The sequence below is a fragment of the Flavipsychrobacter sp. genome, from assembly GCA_041392855.1.
Taxonomy (GTDB): Bacteria; Bacteroidota; Bacteroidia; order Chitinophagales; family Chitinophagaceae; genus UBA5543.
Genome location: JAWKLD010000001.1, coordinates 2,794,895 through 2,812,318 on the forward strand (window position 1 = coordinate 2,794,895; position 17,424 = coordinate 2,812,318).

The 17,424-nt window shown below is 40.8% G+C and carries 13 protein-coding genes and 1 riboswitch; of the genes, 11 read left to right on the forward strand and 2 right to left on the reverse strand.

The window, feature by feature from the left end; translation table 11 throughout:
- Positions 1–33: 33 nt before the first annotated feature.
- The 7 genes from R2800_12880 to fabF all read left to right on the forward strand — a co-directional run bounded on the left by R2800_12880 (position 34) and on the right by fabF (position 8,130).
- Complete coding sequence (locus tag R2800_12880; GenBank protein ID MEZ5017945.1) at positions 34–366, forward strand: hypothetical protein; 333 nt, start codon at positions 34–36, stop codon at positions 364–366.
- Between the two features lie 28 nt (positions 367–394).
- Positions 395–489, forward strand: a riboswitch (TPP riboswitch).
- A 120-nt stretch (positions 490–609) separates the two neighbouring features.
- Positions 610–2,832 (forward strand): TonB-dependent receptor, encoded by a 2,223-nt coding sequence (locus R2800_12885; protein ID MEZ5017946.1) that lies wholly within the window; start codon positions 610–612, stop codon positions 2,830–2,832.
- Between the two features lie 166 nt (positions 2,833–2,998).
- Entirely contained in the window at positions 2,999–3,682 is a 684-nt protein-coding gene (locus R2800_12890; protein MEZ5017947.1) for a zinc metallopeptidase, read from the forward strand.
- Between the two features lie 24 nt (positions 3,683–3,706).
- A complete protein-coding gene (locus R2800_12895) occupies positions 3,707–5,110 on the forward strand; it encodes an MBL fold metallo-hydrolase (protein ID MEZ5017948.1) in 1,404 nt (467 codons plus the stop codon).
- A 127-nt stretch (positions 5,111–5,237) separates the two neighbouring features.
- Positions 5,238–6,233, forward strand: a complete 996-nt coding sequence (locus R2800_12900; GenBank protein ID MEZ5017949.1) for a hypothetical protein — start codon at positions 5,238–5,240, stop codon at positions 6,231–6,233.
- An 81-nt stretch (positions 6,234–6,314) separates the two neighbouring features.
- The gene (locus R2800_12905; protein MEZ5017950.1) at positions 6,315–6,872 is read left to right on the forward strand and encodes a TetR/AcrR family transcriptional regulator; all 558 of its coding nucleotides are present in this window, start codon (positions 6,315–6,317) and stop codon (positions 6,870–6,872) included.
- Positions 6,873–6,882: 10 nt separating this feature from the next.
- Positions 6,883–8,130, forward strand: a complete 1,248-nt coding sequence (gene fabF, locus R2800_12910) for a beta-ketoacyl-ACP synthase II (protein MEZ5017951.1) — start codon at positions 6,883–6,885, stop codon at positions 8,128–8,130.
- Here the strand turns inward: fabF and murA are convergent.
- Both murA and R2800_12920 read right to left on the reverse strand, forming a co-directional pair.
- On the reverse strand, positions 8,127–9,434 hold the full coding sequence (gene murA, locus R2800_12915) for a UDP-N-acetylglucosamine 1-carboxyvinyltransferase (protein ID MEZ5017952.1): 1,308 nt from the start codon (positions 9,432–9,434) through the stop codon (positions 8,127–8,129). The genes fabF and murA overlap by 4 nt on opposite strands.
- Positions 9,435–9,436: 2 nt before the next feature.
- Positions 9,437–10,087: a DUF4290 domain-containing protein gene (locus R2800_12920; GenBank protein ID MEZ5017953.1), complete on the reverse strand. Its 651-nt coding sequence runs from the start codon at positions 10,085–10,087 to the stop codon at positions 9,437–9,439.
- A gap of 252 nt (positions 10,088–10,339) precedes the next feature.
- On the opposite strand from R2800_12920, the gene R2800_12925 reads away from it, so the two are divergent.
- The 4 genes from R2800_12925 to nrfD all read left to right on the forward strand — a co-directional run bounded on the left by R2800_12925 (position 10,340) and on the right by nrfD (position 17,415).
- A complete protein-coding gene (locus R2800_12925) occupies positions 10,340–11,128 on the forward strand; it encodes an SDR family oxidoreductase (protein MEZ5017954.1) in 789 nt (262 codons plus the stop codon).
- Positions 11,129–11,417: 289 nt separating this feature from the next.
- Entirely contained in the window at positions 11,418–12,650 is a 1,233-nt protein-coding gene (locus R2800_12930) for a c-type cytochrome (protein ID MEZ5017955.1), read from the forward strand.
- A gap of 54 nt (positions 12,651–12,704) precedes the next feature.
- Positions 12,705–15,923 carry a TAT-variant-translocated molybdopterin oxidoreductase gene (locus R2800_12935; protein ID MEZ5017956.1) on the forward strand — a complete coding sequence of 1,073 codons (3,219 nt, stop codon included), beginning with the start codon at positions 12,705–12,707 and terminating at the stop codon, positions 15,921–15,923.
- A gap of 61 nt (positions 15,924–15,984) precedes the next feature.
- Positions 15,985–17,415 carry an NrfD/PsrC family molybdoenzyme membrane anchor subunit gene (gene nrfD, locus R2800_12940; GenBank protein ID MEZ5017957.1) on the forward strand — a complete coding sequence of 477 codons (1,431 nt, stop codon included), beginning with the start codon at positions 15,985–15,987 and terminating at the stop codon, positions 17,413–17,415.
- Positions 17,416–17,424 lie beyond the last annotated feature (9 nt).

Consider the following 17,424-nt stretch of genomic DNA (forward strand, 5'->3'; position numbering starts at 1 on the left):
AAATTCGACTACTTTTGCTTGATCAGACGAGTTATGGAAAATTTTGAACAACGCTGGATAGATGTAGAGTTCTTGCTAAGAGAACGCTTTGGTAAGACCCCTGACATGGAAGGCATATTATACCTGATAGGTATCAACGAATTGGGAAGGTGGCCTACTGAGAAAAAATATACTAAGGAACAAAAGCAAGATTTGATGCATGTCGCGGTATGTTCACTTTTAACTAGAAGAGGTTATTTTGAAATGACGGGACTAGATGATGAGGGGTGGCCACATTTCAGCAAAACCAAAGATGTAGAGGCTGAAGAGTTTTTTAGTCAAGAAAGACTCTTGAAAGAATGTGTTATAGAATACTTTGAACAGTAAAAGGTCTTCACTACCTTTGCAGCATCCAAAAAGGATAACGGGGTGCCTAATATTTAAGGCTGAGATCATACCCGCTGAACCTAGACCGAGTAATGTTGGTTAGGGATAATTTAAATCAGCACGATCATACCTCTGTTTGTACCTACTTATGTAGTAGCGTTAAGGCCTGCGCTGTTCATGATTGGTATAAATAGCGGTAAAGCATAAGCCCCCTCATTTATTTAACGAATGAATTTTTATGCTATGCGATTAAATCAAAAATACCTGCTGACTTCACTGTTAGCCGTAACAGCGGTAGGTGTACATGCGCAAACAAAAAACGAAGACACCAGTACACTTTTCAAACAACAAGAATTACAACCTATTGAAGTTCGCTCACTCAGAGCAACATCAAACTCCCCGTTTGCAAAAACGGAGCTGAACAAAGAGGATATACAGAAGGCCAACAATGGTCAAGACGTTCCTTATTTGTTGCAATACACACCATCTACGGTAGTTACGTCAGATGCAGGTGCGGGTGTGGGGTATACAGGTCTTAGGGTGCGTGGTACAGATGGTACACGTATCAATGTAACACTAAACGGTATTCCTGTGAATGATGCAGAAAGTCAGGGTACTTTCTTTGTCAACTTTACAGATATTGCTTCTTCTACAGGTTCTATACAATTGCAGCGCGGGGTGGGAACGTCCACTAACGGCTCAGGAGCTTTTGGCGCTACCATGAGTATCAGCAATCTGGAGCAGTTCGAAAAAGCAGGTGCAGAGATCATAAACAGTATCGGTTCTTTCAATACAAGAAGGCATACGTTGCGTGCAGGAACGGGTTTGTTAAAAAGTGGACTTTCTTTTGATGTTCGCCTATCAAAAATATCTTCAGACGGCTATATCGATCGTTCTGCTAGTGATATGAAATCCTTACAGTTTATTGCAGGCTGGCAAGCAAGTGACAAGACTTCTTTGCGTTTTATGGTAATGACGGGTAAGGAAAAAACACAGCAAGCTTGGAATGGTGTGCCACAGGACTCCTTATCAACCAACAGAACATATAACGAACTGGGTGTAAAAGCAGATGGCTCTTATTACGATAACCAAACTGATAATTACCAACAAGATTATTATCAGTTGTTCCTAGATCATAAGTTCTCCAAACACCTTACAGGTCACGTAGCGGGTTTCTTAACCCGAGGCAAAGGGTATTATGAGGAGTATCGCTTAGGTCAATCGTATAGTAAATACGGCTTGCCTGATTTTATCACAGCTAAGAATGATACTATTACGTCTACAGATCTGATCCGTCAGCTGTGGCTAGATAACTATTACTATGGTGGTGTTTTCTCTCTATTGTACGATAAGAAAAATACACAACTAACTTTTGGTGGTGGTTGGAATCGTTATGAAGGTGATCACTATGGCCATATCACTTGGGCAATGAACAATGTGCCTAATAACTATAGATGGTACTTGAATAACGCACAGAAGAATGATGCGAATGTATATGCCAAGGCACAACATACCATCAAGGATAAGTTGATATTGTTTGCCGATCTACAGTATAGAAATGTGCAGTATGACATCAGCGGTTTTAGAGACAACCCTACATTGAGCCCTTCGGTTAGTTACAACTTCTTTAATCCAAAGGCGGGTGTTTCTTATCTGTTACGCAACGATATGATACAAAAGCAACGTTTCTACGCTTCAATAGCAGTGGCTAATAAAGAACCGAATAGAAATGACTTTGAAGCGGGAGTAAAAACTCTGCCTAAAGCAGAACAATTGTATGATATAGAAGCAGGTTATGAGTTGAATAGAAGCAAATGGAATGTTAGTGCCAACTACTTTTACATGATGTACAAAGACCAATTGGTTCTTACAGGGCAGATAAATGATGTAGGTGCTTATACACGTACCAATGTGGCTAATAGCTATAGAATGGGTATAGAACTACAAGGTGCAGTGTTGGCTAAGAGCTGGTTGAAGCTATTTGCAAATGCTACTTTGTCTCAAAACAAGATCCAGAATTTTATAGAATACTATGATAACTACGACGACCCAAGTGGTAATCAAGTAGCTATTGCTCATAGTAACACAGATATTGCTTTTTCTCCCAACTTTATTACTGCAGGTGGGGTGACATTTATGCCTTTGAAACGTGTTTTGAAGAAGCAAAGTTTGGAACTAGACCTATTGTCAAGATACATTGGCAAGCAATATTTGGATAACACGAGTAATGATGATAGAAGCGTAGGCTCTTATGGTTTATTAGATGCTAGAGTACGTTACACTATCCGTACCAGCGTGATTCGTGAGTTGGGCTTGAACCTGATGTTGAATAATATATTGGATAATAAATATGAAAGCAACGGCTATACTTATAGCTATAGATATGGCGGTGCTAATACAACTGTCAACTATTATTATCCTCAAGCAGGCTTCAACTGGCTGTTAGGTGTCAGTATGAAGTTCTAAAGACTGTTTTAAGTTTAATTGTTAAAACGCTGCCTTTTATAGGTAGCGTTTTTGTTTATAGCTGCATAAAGGGCAGGTAAAAGTGAATATTTACCTTTGCTGCCTGCCAATTTTACATTGGTAAGCATTTTGATAGAGTATTATGTACAAATAATACAAATAGACGATGGGATATATATTTATATCAATGTTGTTCATGTTCATAGGTATGTATGTGAGCAATAGGTTGAAGAGCAAGTTTAGAGAATATGGTCAAGTGCCGCTAAGTGCAGGCTTGAGCGGTAGAGAAGTGGCGGAGCGGATGCTCAGGGAGAATGGCATATATGATGTGCAAGTCACCACATCAAACGGTTTTTTATCAGACCACTATAATCCTGCTGATAAGACAGTGAACCTAAGCCCTGATGTATACAATGGGCGTAATGTATCAGCAGCAGCTGTGGCGGCACATGAGTGTGGGCATGCTGTACAGCATGCTACTGCGTATAGTATGTTGCAACTGCGTAGTAAGCTAGTGCCTATAGTGCAGGTAAGTAGCTCATTGGCTCAGTGGGTGATATTTGCAGGTTTAGGTTTGTTTTTTGGTAGGGGCAATCAGATGCTACTCTTGATAGGCATCATCTTATTCTCTGTAACTACGATCTTCTCATTAATAACCTTACCTGTAGAATATGACGCGAGCAACAGAGCTTTGAAATGGATGAATAATACCCACTTGACATCAGGTGCAGAGCATGATAAGGCAGAAGATGCTTTGAAATGGGCGGCACGTACTTATCTGGTAGCTGCGCTAGCGTCGGTAGCCAACCTGCTATATTTTGTAATGATATTTTTAGGTCGTAGAGACTAAACATTTTTATATAAGAAATAGATAATGATAGTAGAACAATTATATACCAATTGCCTTAGTGAAGCGGCATATTTTATTGCCCACGATGGAGAGGCAGCTATTATAGATCCTTTGCGTGATGTAGATACCTACATTAAAAAAGCAGAAGACTTAGGTGTGAAGATCAAATATATATTTGAAACACATTTTCATGCCGACTTTGTTAGTGGTCATTTGGAACTTGCTAAAAAAACGGGCGCACCTATAGTCTATGGTCCGCAAACAAGTACAAAGTTTAAAGTACATATAGCTGAAGATGGAGAAGAGTTTACTATTGGTAAGCTAAAAATGAAAGCCATTCATACGCCGGGGCATACACTAGAAAGCACTTGCTATTTATTGCACGACGAGGCAGGTAACGAGCATAGTGTATTTACAGGAGATACTTTGTTTGTAGGTGATGTTGGCCGCCCCGACTTGTTTAGTGGCAATATGAGTCAGGAAGAACAAGCGGGATTACTATATGATTCTCTTCATAATAAAGTGAAGCAACTAGCAGATAGTACAATTGTATATCCTGCACATGGGCCAGGTTCCGCTTGTGGTAAAAATTTAGGTTCAGAAACCTTTAGTACCATTGGTGCACAAAAGGAGACAAACTATGCATTGCAGGATATGACCAAGGAGGAGTTTATCAGCGTAGTAACAGAAGGGCTGACACCACCGCCAGCTTATTTCCCTATCAATGCTAAGATCAACAGCGAAGGGTATGAAAGCTTGGATGAGGTGATGAATAAAGCATTAAAGCCATTCTCTGTCAATGAGTTTAAAGAACAGCAGAACAACAATGTATGGGTGGTAGACACACGTAAGGCTACAGACTTTACTTTACAGTTTGTACCAGGGTCTATCAGCATAGGTTTAGAGGGAAGGTTTGCAGAGTGGGCAGGTAGTTTATTGCCTTTCGATCAGCCAATAATGATAGTAGCTGACAAAGGAAAAGAGGAGGAGTCTGTTACCAGATTAGCAAGAGTTGGATTGGATAAGGTGGTAGGCTATCTTGATGGTGGTATTGATGCTTGGAGAAGTGCAGGAGAAGAGATAGATATGATCATAGATATTGAGGCAGATGAATTAGCAATGGACATTCCTCATGATAATAAATTAGAGGTAATAGATGTGCGTAAACCTAGTGAGTTTGAAGCTGGTCATGTAAAAGGAGCGCAAAATGCACCATTAGACACACTCATAGATCCTTTGAATATTGCGTTAATAGATGAAGATAATAATCTGTATGTGCATTGTGCGGGAGGTTATCGTTCCGTAATAGCAGCATCGTTATTAAAACGTCAAGGATATAGTAATGTGCGTAACGTCTTGGGAGGTTTTGGGCAGATAAAAGAGGTAAAAGGAATGCCAATAGTAGTACCTAAAGCAGAACAAGCATAGCAACAAGACAAGATAAACAGTAAAAAGCCCCTTATTTAAGGGGCTTTTTGTTTAAAAAAGTGGTCGATCTATATGCATTTTTACGTTTATAAAAGTATATTTGAGACACATCTATTAAAAATTGAACATGAGATATATTTCTGCAATATGCTTATCTCTTGCTATGACTATGGCAGGTAGCGTAAATGTTATGGCTCAGGGCGATTCTGATCCGGGCATGTCTACGCTGGGTGCACTACGCAATTCGCCGGCATTGATGATCGGTGATGAAGACAATGAAAACATGCGTGGGCATTTTAGTCTTGGGCATACTTTTGCCAAAGGCGAAAGAGATATTGTATTGAATATCCCACAAGTAGAAGTAAGGATACCGCTTAAAGGTTGGACTACTGAAGGTTACTTTGATGTAAAGCTACCTATCTATTCTGCTAAAGGTGAGCTTTGGGATGCATGGGGTGTTGGCGATCTGTCTATTTCTTACACACATATGTTCCCAGGTATACAGGATTGGTTGATACAAACTACATTAGGTACAAAAATAGGACTAACTACAGCTGACCTTAATGATGGTCAAACTCGTTCACTACCTATGTCTTACCAAAACAGTTTGGGAAGTACAGATGCTATTCTTGGTGTTAGTGCTACTTGGAAACAATATTTTACCGCTGCTGTGGGTTACCAACAACCAGTATATAGATACAATGAGAATGGTTATCAGGCTTCTGATCCTATAAACGATCTAAGCTATAGCAGAAACGATTATACTGTATCTAGTAAGCTGCACCGTCAAGGAGACCTAATGGCTAGATTGGAAGGACATTACGGTGGTAAGCGTGCAGGTATTTCAGGTGGTGGTTTGGCATTTTATCACTTAGCTAATGATCTATATACAGACCGTGCGGGTTATGTAAGAGAAATAAATGGTTCAAGCGGCTTAACGGTCAACTTGCAAACTAATATCTACATCCGCCTAGGTCGTTATGGCTCATATAAGTTCGATCTATCAGGTTCTGTACCAGTGGTTGAGCGTGATGTAAAACCTGATGGTCTTGGCCGTTCTTGGATGCTTATGCCACGTTTCACTTATTTCTTTGCTAATAATAATACAGCAATATTATTTTAATAACTTATTGATTTATAGGGTAGTATCAACTACCCTATATTTATAGTTTGTTTACTTACTTATTAGTAAGTAAATTTGTATATGTCTGATACAAAAGAAGAAATTCTACGCTTAGGAGAACTGCTGATAAGAGATAAAGGTTACAATGCTTTTAGTTATCAAGATATCTCGGGTAAGTTGTCTATCAAAAATGCTGCAGTGCATTATCATTTCCCTAAAAAATCGATGCTTGCGGCACAAGTATTAAGAGATACAAGGGTGAAATTTGATGAATTGATGGAAGACCATCGACAAGCTACTGCTACAGAAAAGTTGAGGGCATTTTTTGATATCTATAAGAGTAGTAGTGAAGAGCATAAAATATGTTTGGTAGGTGCTATGATAACAGACTATAATACTCTTGATGAGCAAGTGAGCCAAGAGCTGAAGTTGGTAATGGATGAGATACTAACGGCGGTAAAAAATATACTTAAAGAGGGACGAAATAGTGGAGCGTTTTTTTTCAAAGAAAAACCAAGAACCAAGGCATTATTAATAATAACTAATATGATAGCTGCCTTGCAAGTAGCAAGGGTAACAGGTCAAGAAGACTACAATAAAATTGAACAAGCAGTAATAGAAGGGCTGACAAACCCGTAAAAGAAAAATAATGAGAAGAGTAGTAATAACAGGTATGGGTACAGTAAACCCATTAGCACATAATGTAGCAGACTATTGGGATGCACTGATCAGTGGTAAAAGCGGTGCAGGACCGATCACACAATTTGATGCAGAGAAGTTTAAAACAAGGTTTGCATGCGAAGTAAAAGACTTTGATCCATTAGCACATTTCTCTCGTTCGGATGCTAGGAAATATGACAGGTTTACTCAGTTTGCTTTGGTAACGGCAACACAGGCAGTTGAGCAGTCAAAACTGTTAGAGAGCGATTTTAATAAAGAGCGTGTAGGTGTTATTTGGGCATCGGGTAATGGAGGTATTAGTACGTTAGAGCATGAAATGATGGAGTTTGCCCAAGGTGATGGCACACCACGTTTCAATCCTTTTTTAGTACCTAAAATGATCATCAATATTGCTCCCGGTTTGATCTCTATAAAATATGGTTTTCAAGGAGTGAATTTTGCGACAGTATCTGCATGTACGGCTTCTAATAATGCCATAATGGATGCCTTCAATTACATACGTTGGAATAAAGCAGATGTAATGGTAACAGGTGGCTCGGAAGCTGCAGTGACGGTATCTTCAGTAGGTGGTTTTAGTTCTATGAAAGCGTTGTCTACTAATAACGAAAACCCTACAGGAGCATCAAGACCTTTTGATAAAAATAGGGATGGCTTTGTATTAGGAGAGGGTGCTGGAGCGCTGATATTAGAAGAGTATGAACATGCTATGGCTCGTAACGCACCGATACTGGGTGAAATAATAGGAGCTGCAATGACATCTGATGCCTATCATCTTACTGCTACGCACCCTGAGGGAGATGGTGCATATCGTGCTATGAAACTGGCAATGGAAGACGCGGGGGTAACCATACAGGATATTGATTATGTAAACGCGCATGCCACTTCTACATCAGTAGGAGATGCCAGTGAGCTGAATGCTATGGCAAAAATATTGGCAGGCTCTGATAAGGTTCTGGATGTAAGTGCAACAAAGTCGATGACGGGTCACCTCTTAGGAGCAGCGGGTGCTATTGAGACCATTGCTTGTGTAAAAGCATTGCAAGAAGGTATTATACCTCCAACAATAAACTTGGAGGATGCAGATGAGCATATTCCTGCTAACATCAACATTATTGCCAACAAAGCGCAAACAAAAGACATAAAAATTTGCCTGAATAATACATCAGGTTTCGGAGGTCATAATGCTATGTTGGTTTTTAAAAAATGGGAAGGCTAGTCTACCCTTTTTATGTTAGCTCCTAATGCATTTAAACGTTCATCAATACGTTCGTAGCCACGGTCTATTTGCATGATGTTTTGTATCGTGCTTTTGCCCTTGGCCGAAAGCGCAGCAATTAACAAAGCAACACCTGCACGTATATCAGGCGATACCATCGTAATGCCTCTTAACGGAACCTGTCTGTTTAGGCCAATAACTACAGCACGGTGTGGGTCGCATAGTACTATCTGTGCGCCCATATCGATTAATTTATCGACGAAGAACAAGCGGCTTTCAAACATTTTTTGATGTACTAATACGGTGCCTTTTGCTTGTGTGGCTACTACTAAAACTATACTGATAAGATCGGGAGTAAAGCCAGGCCAAGGGTGGTCGTATATGGTCAGAACAGAACCGTCGATAAAGGTTTTAATACGGTAAGACTCCTGCTTGGGGATATAGATGTCGTTGCCTTTTATTTCCAGTTGTATGCCTAATGTCTCAAAGGTTTCGGGGATAATACCCAAATGCTCAACATCCGCATCTTTAATAGTTAGTTCGCTCTGTGTCATAGCGGCAAGGCCGATGAAAGAACCAACTTCGATCATGTCTGCAAGCATTCTGTGTTCACAGCCACTAAGGGAGGATACCCCTTCAATTTTCAACATGTTAGAGCCTATGCCATCTATCTTTGCGCCCATGTTGTTGAGCATACGGCAAAGCTGTTGTAGATATGGCTCACAAGCGGCATTGTATATGGTCGTAACTCCTTCAGTGAGGACAGCTGCCATGATAATATTGGCAGTACCTGTTACAGATGGTTCTGCAAGTAAGATCGTATTGCCATGCGTAGAGCTGCCATCTAGTGTAAAGAGGTTTTGCTCTACATCGTAACTAGCTTTTACACCCAACTTTTCAAAGCCGTGTATATGTGTATCCAATCTTCGTCTACCTATCTTATCGCCACCGGGTTGAGGGATGTGAGCTTTTTTATTTCTTGCCAACATAGGGCCAGCCAGCATTACAGCACCACGTAGCCTTCCTGCTTTATCTTTAAAGCTGGGGTCGCTAAAGTAGTCGCCATTAATGTTGCTAGCTTCAAGTACGACCGTATTAGGAGCAGGTCTGCTAACAGTAACACCAATGTCTGCTAAAACATCAATTAACGTATTTACATCATGTATATCAGGTACATTGGTGTAAGTAATAGGTTCTTTGGTAAGCAATGCTGCACATAGCACTTGTAGTGCCTCGTTCTTTGCACCTTGAGGTGTTATTGTCCCGCTAAGTGTATTGCCTCCTATTATTTCAAAAGCACTCATGCTTATCTATTATTTCTGTTTTTGTTATACTTTTTGTTTTTGCCACCATAGTTACGTCCACCACCTTTGTTGTTATTATTGTTGCGACGGTTTTTGTAATTGTTCCTATTGTTGTCAAAGTATACTTTATACCCTCCAGGTTCATAAATGAGTTTGCCTTTTGTAAGTACCGACAATTCATTTTTGATCATGTCGTCGTGTACAGGCTCTCTATGCCAGTTGATATAGGCAAGCTTCATGTAATAGCCTATTTGCTGGGTCATGCTTTGCCTTTTTTCATCGTCTTGCTCTTCCATAGCTAAAGCAATGAATTGCTTTAGGTTTTTACCGAAGTGGCGATGAGATATTTTGCTTTGAGGGTAAGGAATAGGGTCGGGCTTACGCATCATCTGCTCTTTTGATGGCTTAGGGTAAGGCCCTTCTACATCTAGTTTGAAGTCTGTAATTAAGTATAAGTGATCCCACAACTTGTGCTCATAGTCTTCAACGGTTTTTAAAGAGGGGTTTAGTGTACCCATTAGCTCCACAATAGCTGCAGCGCTTTTAAGTCTTTTATCACGATCTTCGATAGTCATCAAGTGCTCTATCATTCGCTGCACGTTTCTACCATATTCAGGCATCAGCATTTGGCTGCGCGTAGTATTATATTCCATATAAGAATTATGTAAAATCTTGAGTAAAAAAGTATTCAGTAAGTGGCGTATTTATATCAGGATGATCTTAGTGGTAAGTCTTTCTAGAAAGAGACGGGATAGAAATATTACCGAGGCTACGCGCACTACTATCTACAAATATAGGCATTAAAGAATAAAGCAAATAATAAACCTTATTTCGGCCATTTTAAATAAATGGAGGTTAGGGCAGTTTAATTTGCTTTACTATATTCGCTCATCAAAAAAAACGTGATGTTAGCATTGAGTCTTAAAGGTAAAAGAGCATTGATAGCAGGCAGTACACAAGGTATTGGGTTTGCCTGTGCAAGAGAGCTGGCTAGTTTGGGTGCCGATTGTGTACTGATAGCCCGTAATGAAACAAAGCTGAAAGAAGCCGTTGCCGCTTTGCCGGCAAATGATGGGCAGCAACACAGTTATTTAGTAGCAGACTTTTCAAAGCCCGATGAGGTGAAACAGGTAGCTACAGATTTTGTGGCTCAAAATCCAATACATATCCTTATCAACAACAGTGGTGGACCTCCTGCAGGTATGATAGCTGCGGCAGAAGTAGCCTCATTCTATGCAGCTTTTGAACAGCACCTTATTTGCAATCATATACTGACAACCGCAGTAATGGAAAGTATGAAAGCCGCAGAGTATGGAAGGATCATTAATATCATTTCTACTTCTGTTAAGATCCCATTGAAGGGGTTAGGAGTTTCGAATACAATAAGAGGAGCTGTTGCTTCATGGTCTAAAACCATGTCTAACGAGTTGGCGCCATTTGGCATAACGGTGAACAATGTTTTGCCAGGTGCAACACTTACAGGGCGCTTATCATCAATAATCGATAATAAAGCTGCTAAAACAGGCGTAGAAACAGATGAGGTTGAAAAAAATATGTTGGCAGAAATACCTGCCAAACGCTTTGGTAAGCCTGAAGAAGTAGCTGCCGTAGTGGCCTTTTTGGCAACCCCTGCAGCTGCCTATGTAAATGGGGTAAGTATACCTGTTGATGGTGGTAGAACAGGCTCTATATAAAGCGTTGAGCCATATAGCGTTGATTAACTAATATGAACAGTGGATTAATAGAGGGTTAAAAAACGCCCTGCTTTCATGACACTGAAATGACATTGATACATTTTTTAAATTCAAATATCCTTTGAAACCTGCTACAGTATTGAAAAACATTTTTTTGCAAATGGCTATTAACTTTCGTCTTGTTGTTGTAGTTTTGTCAACGCTTTGTCTAAAAGGAACGTTAATTTTCAAATTTATTCCTGTGTCAAAAACAATTAAGCCGACTTTACGGAAAATTGCTCACAGTACAATGGCGCTAATTATAGCGTTATTTGCGTGTAGTGTATCTGCTGTAGCCCAGCCTGATGGTAAAGCACTATTTCAGTCGAAATGTGCCACATGTCACCATCCGCTTAACGATGCCACTGGTCCTGCCTTGCAAGGTGTGGACGGACGTGTGCCAAGCAAAGAGTGGTTATACGATTGGGTAAACAATTCAGCTAAGGTTATCGCTAGTGGCGATAAATATGCTAACGATGTCTTCAATACTTGGGGAAAAACAGCGATGACTGGTTTCCCAGAGTTGTCTCACGAAGATATCGATGCCATTGTTGTTTATGTAAACAGTGTTAAGCCTGCAGGGCCTGAGCCAGGACCTGGTGACACTACTGCTGCTGCACCTGCTAGCGACAATACATGGTTGTATTCAATGATAACAGTAGTGCTGTTGTTATTGATGATCATTCTTTGGCGTGTCAACAGCGGCTTGCGTCGTGTTGCTCATGAGAAAGAAGGCATTCCTGTACAAAAAGAAATTCCATTCTACCGTAACAAAGTATTCATTGCAATTGCTTTAGTACTACTGTTCATCGGTGTAGGTTATACTTTAGTGAACGGTGCATTGGGTCTAGGTCGTCAGAAAGGTTATATGCCAGAGCAGCCTATCTTCTACTCGCACAAAGTACACGCTGGTATCAACCAAATTAACTGTCAATATTGCCACGCAGGTGCTGAAAAGAGTAAGCATGCTATGGTACCATCTACAAATGTGTGTATGAACTGTCACAAGCAGATCAAAGAATACACAGGTGCAGATACATATCCATTATTTACTGCAGAAGGAGAAGAGGTTGACGGTACTGCTGAGATCCAAAAGCTATACAAACATGCTGGTTGGGATCCTGCAACTAAAACTTACAAAACAGATGCTGAAGGTAACATCTTAGCAACACCAATAAAGTGGACTAAGATTCACAATCTACCAGATCACGTTTACTTCAACCACTCTCAGCACGTAGCTGTAGGTAAGGTGGCTTGTCAACGTTGTCACGGCCCGATACAAGATATGGATGAGGTGAAGCAATTCGCTCCATTGACAATGGGTTGGTGTATCAACTGCCACCGTCAAACAGAGGTGAAGTTTGCAGAGAATGATTACTACTCTATCTACGAGAAGTATCATGAAGAGATGAAGTCTGGAGAGCGTACAAGTGTAACAGTTAATGATATTGGTGGAACAGAGTGTCAAAAGTGTCACTACTAATTCTTGATAATCAGTTAAATATATTCGGAAACTTAACATACCGAGTTGAACAATATGAGTCAGAAAAAATATTGGAAGGGTTTGGAAGAACTGCAGGCTACTGCAGCACACAAAGAGGTTGTCGATAATGAGTTTAAAGAGGAATTGCCTCTAGACCTTAGCGATGATTTATTAGGTGCCAATACTCCTCGTCGCGACTTTTTAAAGTTCTTAGGCTTCAGTACCGCTGCTGCTGCATTGGCTGCTAGCTGTGAGATGCCAGTACGTAAGGTGATCCCTTACGCTATTAAGCCTGAAGAAATCGTTCCTGGTGTTCCTAATTACTATGCATCAACATTTGTTGATGGTGGCGATTATTGCCCTGTAGTTATTAAAACACGTGATGGACGTCCTATAAAACTAGAAGGTAACGAGTTGTCTTCTATAACTGAGGGTGCTACCTCTGCAAGAGTGCAAGCGTCTGTGTTGAATCTTTATGATAAAGCACGTTTGCGTAAGCCATACGCGGATGGGAAAGAAGCTACATTTGAGGCTATTGACCGTAGCATCAAAGAAGGCTTGCAAAATAATAGCGGTGAGGCCTATATACTGACCTCAACAATATTAAGCCCTACTACTAAAGAGGCTGTTAAACGTTTTATCGCTGCATATCCTAACGCGAAGCACATCACTTATGATGCTATTTCGTATTCAGGTATGTTATTGGCTAATGAGGCTTGCTATGGTAAGCGTACATTGCCTTCATATCATTTCAACAAAGCAAAAACAATAGTGGGTCTTGGTGCTGATTTCTTAGGCACTTGGTTGGCTCCTGTTGAGTTTACTAAACAATACGCTAAAGGCCGTAAGGTAAGTGCTGCTAACCCGACAATGTCGAAGCACTACCAAGTAGAAGCTACGCACACTATCACAGGTGCTGCGGCTGATAAAAGAGCTACTTGCAAACCATCTCAAATGGGTGCTGTAGCTGTTGCGTTATATAATGCTGTAGTAAATGGTGCAGCTCCGGCTTTAGCTAGCGATAATCTAAACAAGCTCGTTGCTAATGCTGCTGCTGACCTTAAGAAAGGTAATGGTCTAGTTGTTTGTGGTTCAAACGATGTGCACATACAAACTGTTGTTAATGCTATTAACGACAAAGTAGGTGCTAATGGAACTATAGTTAACTGGGCAGTAACTAGTAACTACAAACAAGGTATCGACTCTGACATGGTAGCGCTTACTGAAGCGATGAATGCAGGTAAAGTAGGTGCTTTGATGATGCAAGGTGTAAACCCTGTATATGATTATTACAATAGTGAGCAGTTTGCTGCTGGCTTGAAGAAAGTTCCTGTATCGATTTCATTTGCAGATCGTATGGACGAAACAGCTTCAGCTTGTAAGTACATTGTTCCTGATCATAATTTCTTAGAGAGCTGGGGTGATGCTGAGCCGAAAACAGGTTACTATAGCTTGATGCAGCCAGGTATTGCACCATTATTTAAGACACGTGCCTTCCAAGACAGCTTGCTTACATGGGCAGGTTCTTCTGAGTCTTACGGAGATCTTTGGAAAGCATGGTGGACTAACAAACTAGGTGGTCAAAGCAACTTTGATAAAGCATTACAAGATGGTGTTGTAGAGCCAGCAGGCGATATGGCAATGGGAGCTGCAAGCTTTAGTGGAAATGTAGATGCAGCAATTAGCAATATCTCTTCAAGAAAAGCTGTAGACGGTGTTGAACTAGTAGTATATCCTAAGATATCTATTGGTCAAGGTGGTGCATGGAGTAACAACCCTTGGTTGCAAGAAATGCCTGATCCGATCACTAAAGCTACTTGGGACAACTATGTATGTGTATCTCCGGAGAGAGCTAAAAACATGGATGCCGAGCTTACTTCTATCACAGAGGTAGTAGATAAGAAGCTAGTAGTGAAGGTAGAAGCTAATGGTAAGTCAGTAGAGCTACCAATAGTTGTAGTGCCGGGTATGAATAATGATGTTATTGCTATAGCAGTAGGATATGGTAGAAGTGAGGGTGTAGGTATGGCTGCTCGTAGCGGTGTAGATAAGTTTGGTGACGAAATAGGTGGTAAGAATGCTTATCCATTCGTTGCGTATAACGGTACTACATTCGATTATGCATCGAAAGCAACAATTGAGAAAACAGAAAAAACTTATCGTGTAGCTATTACACAAACTCACCATAGTTATGAAGGTCGTCCGATCATTCATGAATATACACTAGATGAGTTCAGTAAAGATCCTAAAGCGCTGTTGAATGAGCGTAAGGAAGAGCTAGCACACTATACCACATTACCTTGGGAGCATGATGAGCATGGTGCAGCACACGGCGGAGACGCGCATGGTGCTAAACCTGAACATAGTAAAGCTCCTATGGCGCACAAACCAGCTGCGTATTGGGAAGATGATTTCCGTAAAAACGGAACATTATACCCTGTATATGAGTCTCCTGGTATCCACTGGGGTATGTCTATCGACTTGAGTAGCTGTATTGGTTGTGGTGCTTGTGTGATGGGTTGCCAAGCAGAGAACAACGTTTCTGTAGTAGGTAAAACACACGTATTGAAAGCGCAGGAGATGCACTGGATACGTATCGACCGTTACTTCAGCGGACAGCCTGAAGATCCGGATAGCGTACAGACTGTATTCCAGCCTATGATGTGTCAGCACTGTGACAACGCTCCTTGTGAGAACGTTTGTCCGGTATCGGCAACCAACCATAGTAGTGAAGGTTTGAACCAAATGGCTTATAACCGTTGTATCGGTACTAAATATTGCGCGAACAACTGTCCTTACAAAGTACGTCACTTCAACTGGATGGACTGGAATGGTGCAGACTGCTTCGATGACAACTTGTATGAAGACTACCGTCGTGATGGTATGAACGATGACCTAACTCGTATGGTATTGAACCCAGACGTGACTGTTCGTAGCCGTGGTGTGATGGAGAAATGTAGCTTCTGTGTACAGCGTTTACAAGATGCTAAGCTAACTGCTAAGAAAGCTGGTCGCCCAATGAAAGATGGTGAGGCTAGAACTGCTTGTCAGCAAGCTTGTCCTTCTGATAGTATTGTATTTGGTAACGTGAATGATAAGAATAGTGAGATATACAAACTAAGAAGAAAGAACCAAGAAGAGCGTGTGTTCTATGTATTAGAGCCACTACATACATTACCAAACATCAACTACTTATCTAAGATCCGTAATACGGATGAGATAATAGCTGGTAATGAGGACAAAGATAAAATGATGAACCCTATAGTATTCTAAGAATACTATAAGGTGAGCCTAGCAAATAAATAAATTAAAAGAACTATTCTAATAACGTGCTATGCATTTAAAGTACGAATCGTCTGTAAGAGAACCACTGGTAGATGGGAATAAAACCTATAGCCAAGTAACCGAAGATATCATCAGCCCGATTGAGAAAAAACCGGGTCGTATGTGGTATGTTGGTTTCTTCTTCTCATTGATTCTCCTCGGTTTCGGTATTTTCTCAGTGTTCTGGGAGGTTTACTATGGTATTGGTGTTTGGGGTATTAACCGCACTGTAGGTTGGGGATGGGATATCACCAACTTCGTATGGTGGGTTGGTATCGGTCATGCTGGTACACTAATTTCGGCAATCCTACTACTATTCCGTCAAGGTTGGCGTACTGGGGTGAACAGAGCTGCAGAGGCAATGACAATATTTGCCGTAATGTGTGCTGGTCAGTTCCCGATATTCCACATGGGCCGTGTATGGGATGGTTTCTTTGTACTGCCTTACCCGAATGGTCGTGGTCCTCTATGGCCTAACTTTAACTCGGCACTACTTTGGGACGTATTTGCGATCTCTACATACTTCACGGTATCATTACTATTCTGGTACTCTGGTCTAATACCTGACTTTGCAACAGTACGTGACCGCGCTAAAACTAAGTTCCGTAAGCGTATGTATGGTTTAGCTTCTTTTGGCTGGACTGGTACTGCAAAAAACTGGCAACGTCAAGAAGCATTAGCACTTGTATTGGCAGGTTTGAGTACACCGCTAGTACTTTCAGTACACACTATCGTATCGTTTGACTTTGCTACATCAGTAATACCTGGTTGGCACACTACCATCTTCCCGCCATACTTCGTTGCGGGTGCGATCTTCTCTGGTTTCGCGATGGTACAAACACTATTAATTATTACTCGTAAGATCTTAGGTCTTGAAGAATATATCACTATCGGTCACATTGAAGCAATGAACAAAGTAATTGTACTTACAGGTTCTATTGTTGGTGTGGCATACCTAACAGAGCTATTCATAGCATGGTATAGTGGCGTTCAGTATGAGCAATCTGCATTCCACTGGAGAATCTTTGGACCATATTGGTGGAGCTATTGGGCGATGATGACTTGTAACGTGGTTTCTCCACAGTTGTTCTGGTTCAAGAAGCTACGTCGTAATATTCCATTCACGTTCTTCATGTCTATCATTGTGAACATAGGTATGTGGTTTGAACGTTTTGTAATTATCGTTACTTCATTGTATCGTGATTACTTACCAGGTAGCTGGACTTACTACAGCCCAACATGGCCGGAGTTAGGTTTCTACCTAGGTACATTTGGTTTGTTCTTTACATGTTACTTCTTATTTGCTAAATACTTCCCTGTTATTGCAGTTGCTGAGATCAAGTTCGTATTGAAAACTTCAGGTGACAACTATAAGAGAGAAATGGCGAAAGAAGATGAGAAGAGTATTGAGCAATTTGTTGAAGAACAAAACCATCATTAATAATAAACA

Bases quoted from the DNA above. Each gene is read 5' to 3' on its own strand.
- R2800_12900 (MEZ5017949.1), top strand. From the start codon at position 5,238: ATGAGATATATTTCTGCAATATGCTTATCTCTTGCTATGACTATGGCA.
- murA (MEZ5017952.1), bottom strand. From the start codon at position 9,434: ATGAGTGCTTTTGAAATAATAGGAGGCAATACACTTAGCGGGACAATA.
- fabF (MEZ5017951.1), top strand. From the start codon at position 6,883: ATGAGAAGAGTAGTAATAACAGGTATGGGTACAGTAAACCCATTAGCA.
- R2800_12925 (MEZ5017954.1), top strand. From the start codon at position 10,340: ATGTTAGCATTGAGTCTTAAAGGTAAAAGAGCATTGATAGCAGGCAGT.
- R2800_12880 (MEZ5017945.1), top strand. From the start codon at position 34: ATGGAAAATTTTGAACAACGCTGGATAGATGTAGAGTTCTTGCTAAGA.
- nrfD (MEZ5017957.1), top strand. From the start codon at position 15,985: ATGCATTTAAAGTACGAATCGTCTGTAAGAGAACCACTGGTAGATGGG.
- R2800_12920 (MEZ5017953.1), bottom strand. From the start codon at position 10,087: ATGGAATATAATACTACGCGCAGCCAAATGCTGATGCCTGAATATGGT.
- R2800_12905 (MEZ5017950.1), top strand. From the start codon at position 6,315: ATGTCTGATACAAAAGAAGAAATTCTACGCTTAGGAGAACTGCTGATA.
- R2800_12895 (MEZ5017948.1), top strand. From the start codon at position 3,707: ATGATAGTAGAACAATTATATACCAATTGCCTTAGTGAAGCGGCATAT.
- R2800_12935 (MEZ5017956.1), top strand. From the start codon at position 12,705: ATGAGTCAGAAAAAATATTGGAAGGGTTTGGAAGAACTGCAGGCTACT.
- R2800_12890 (MEZ5017947.1), top strand. From the start codon at position 2,999: ATGGGATATATATTTATATCAATGTTGTTCATGTTCATAGGTATGTAT.
- R2800_12930 (MEZ5017955.1), top strand. From the start codon at position 11,418: ATGGCGCTAATTATAGCGTTATTTGCGTGTAGTGTATCTGCTGTAGCC.
- R2800_12885 (MEZ5017946.1), top strand. From the start codon at position 610: ATGCGATTAAATCAAAAATACCTGCTGACTTCACTGTTAGCCGTAACA.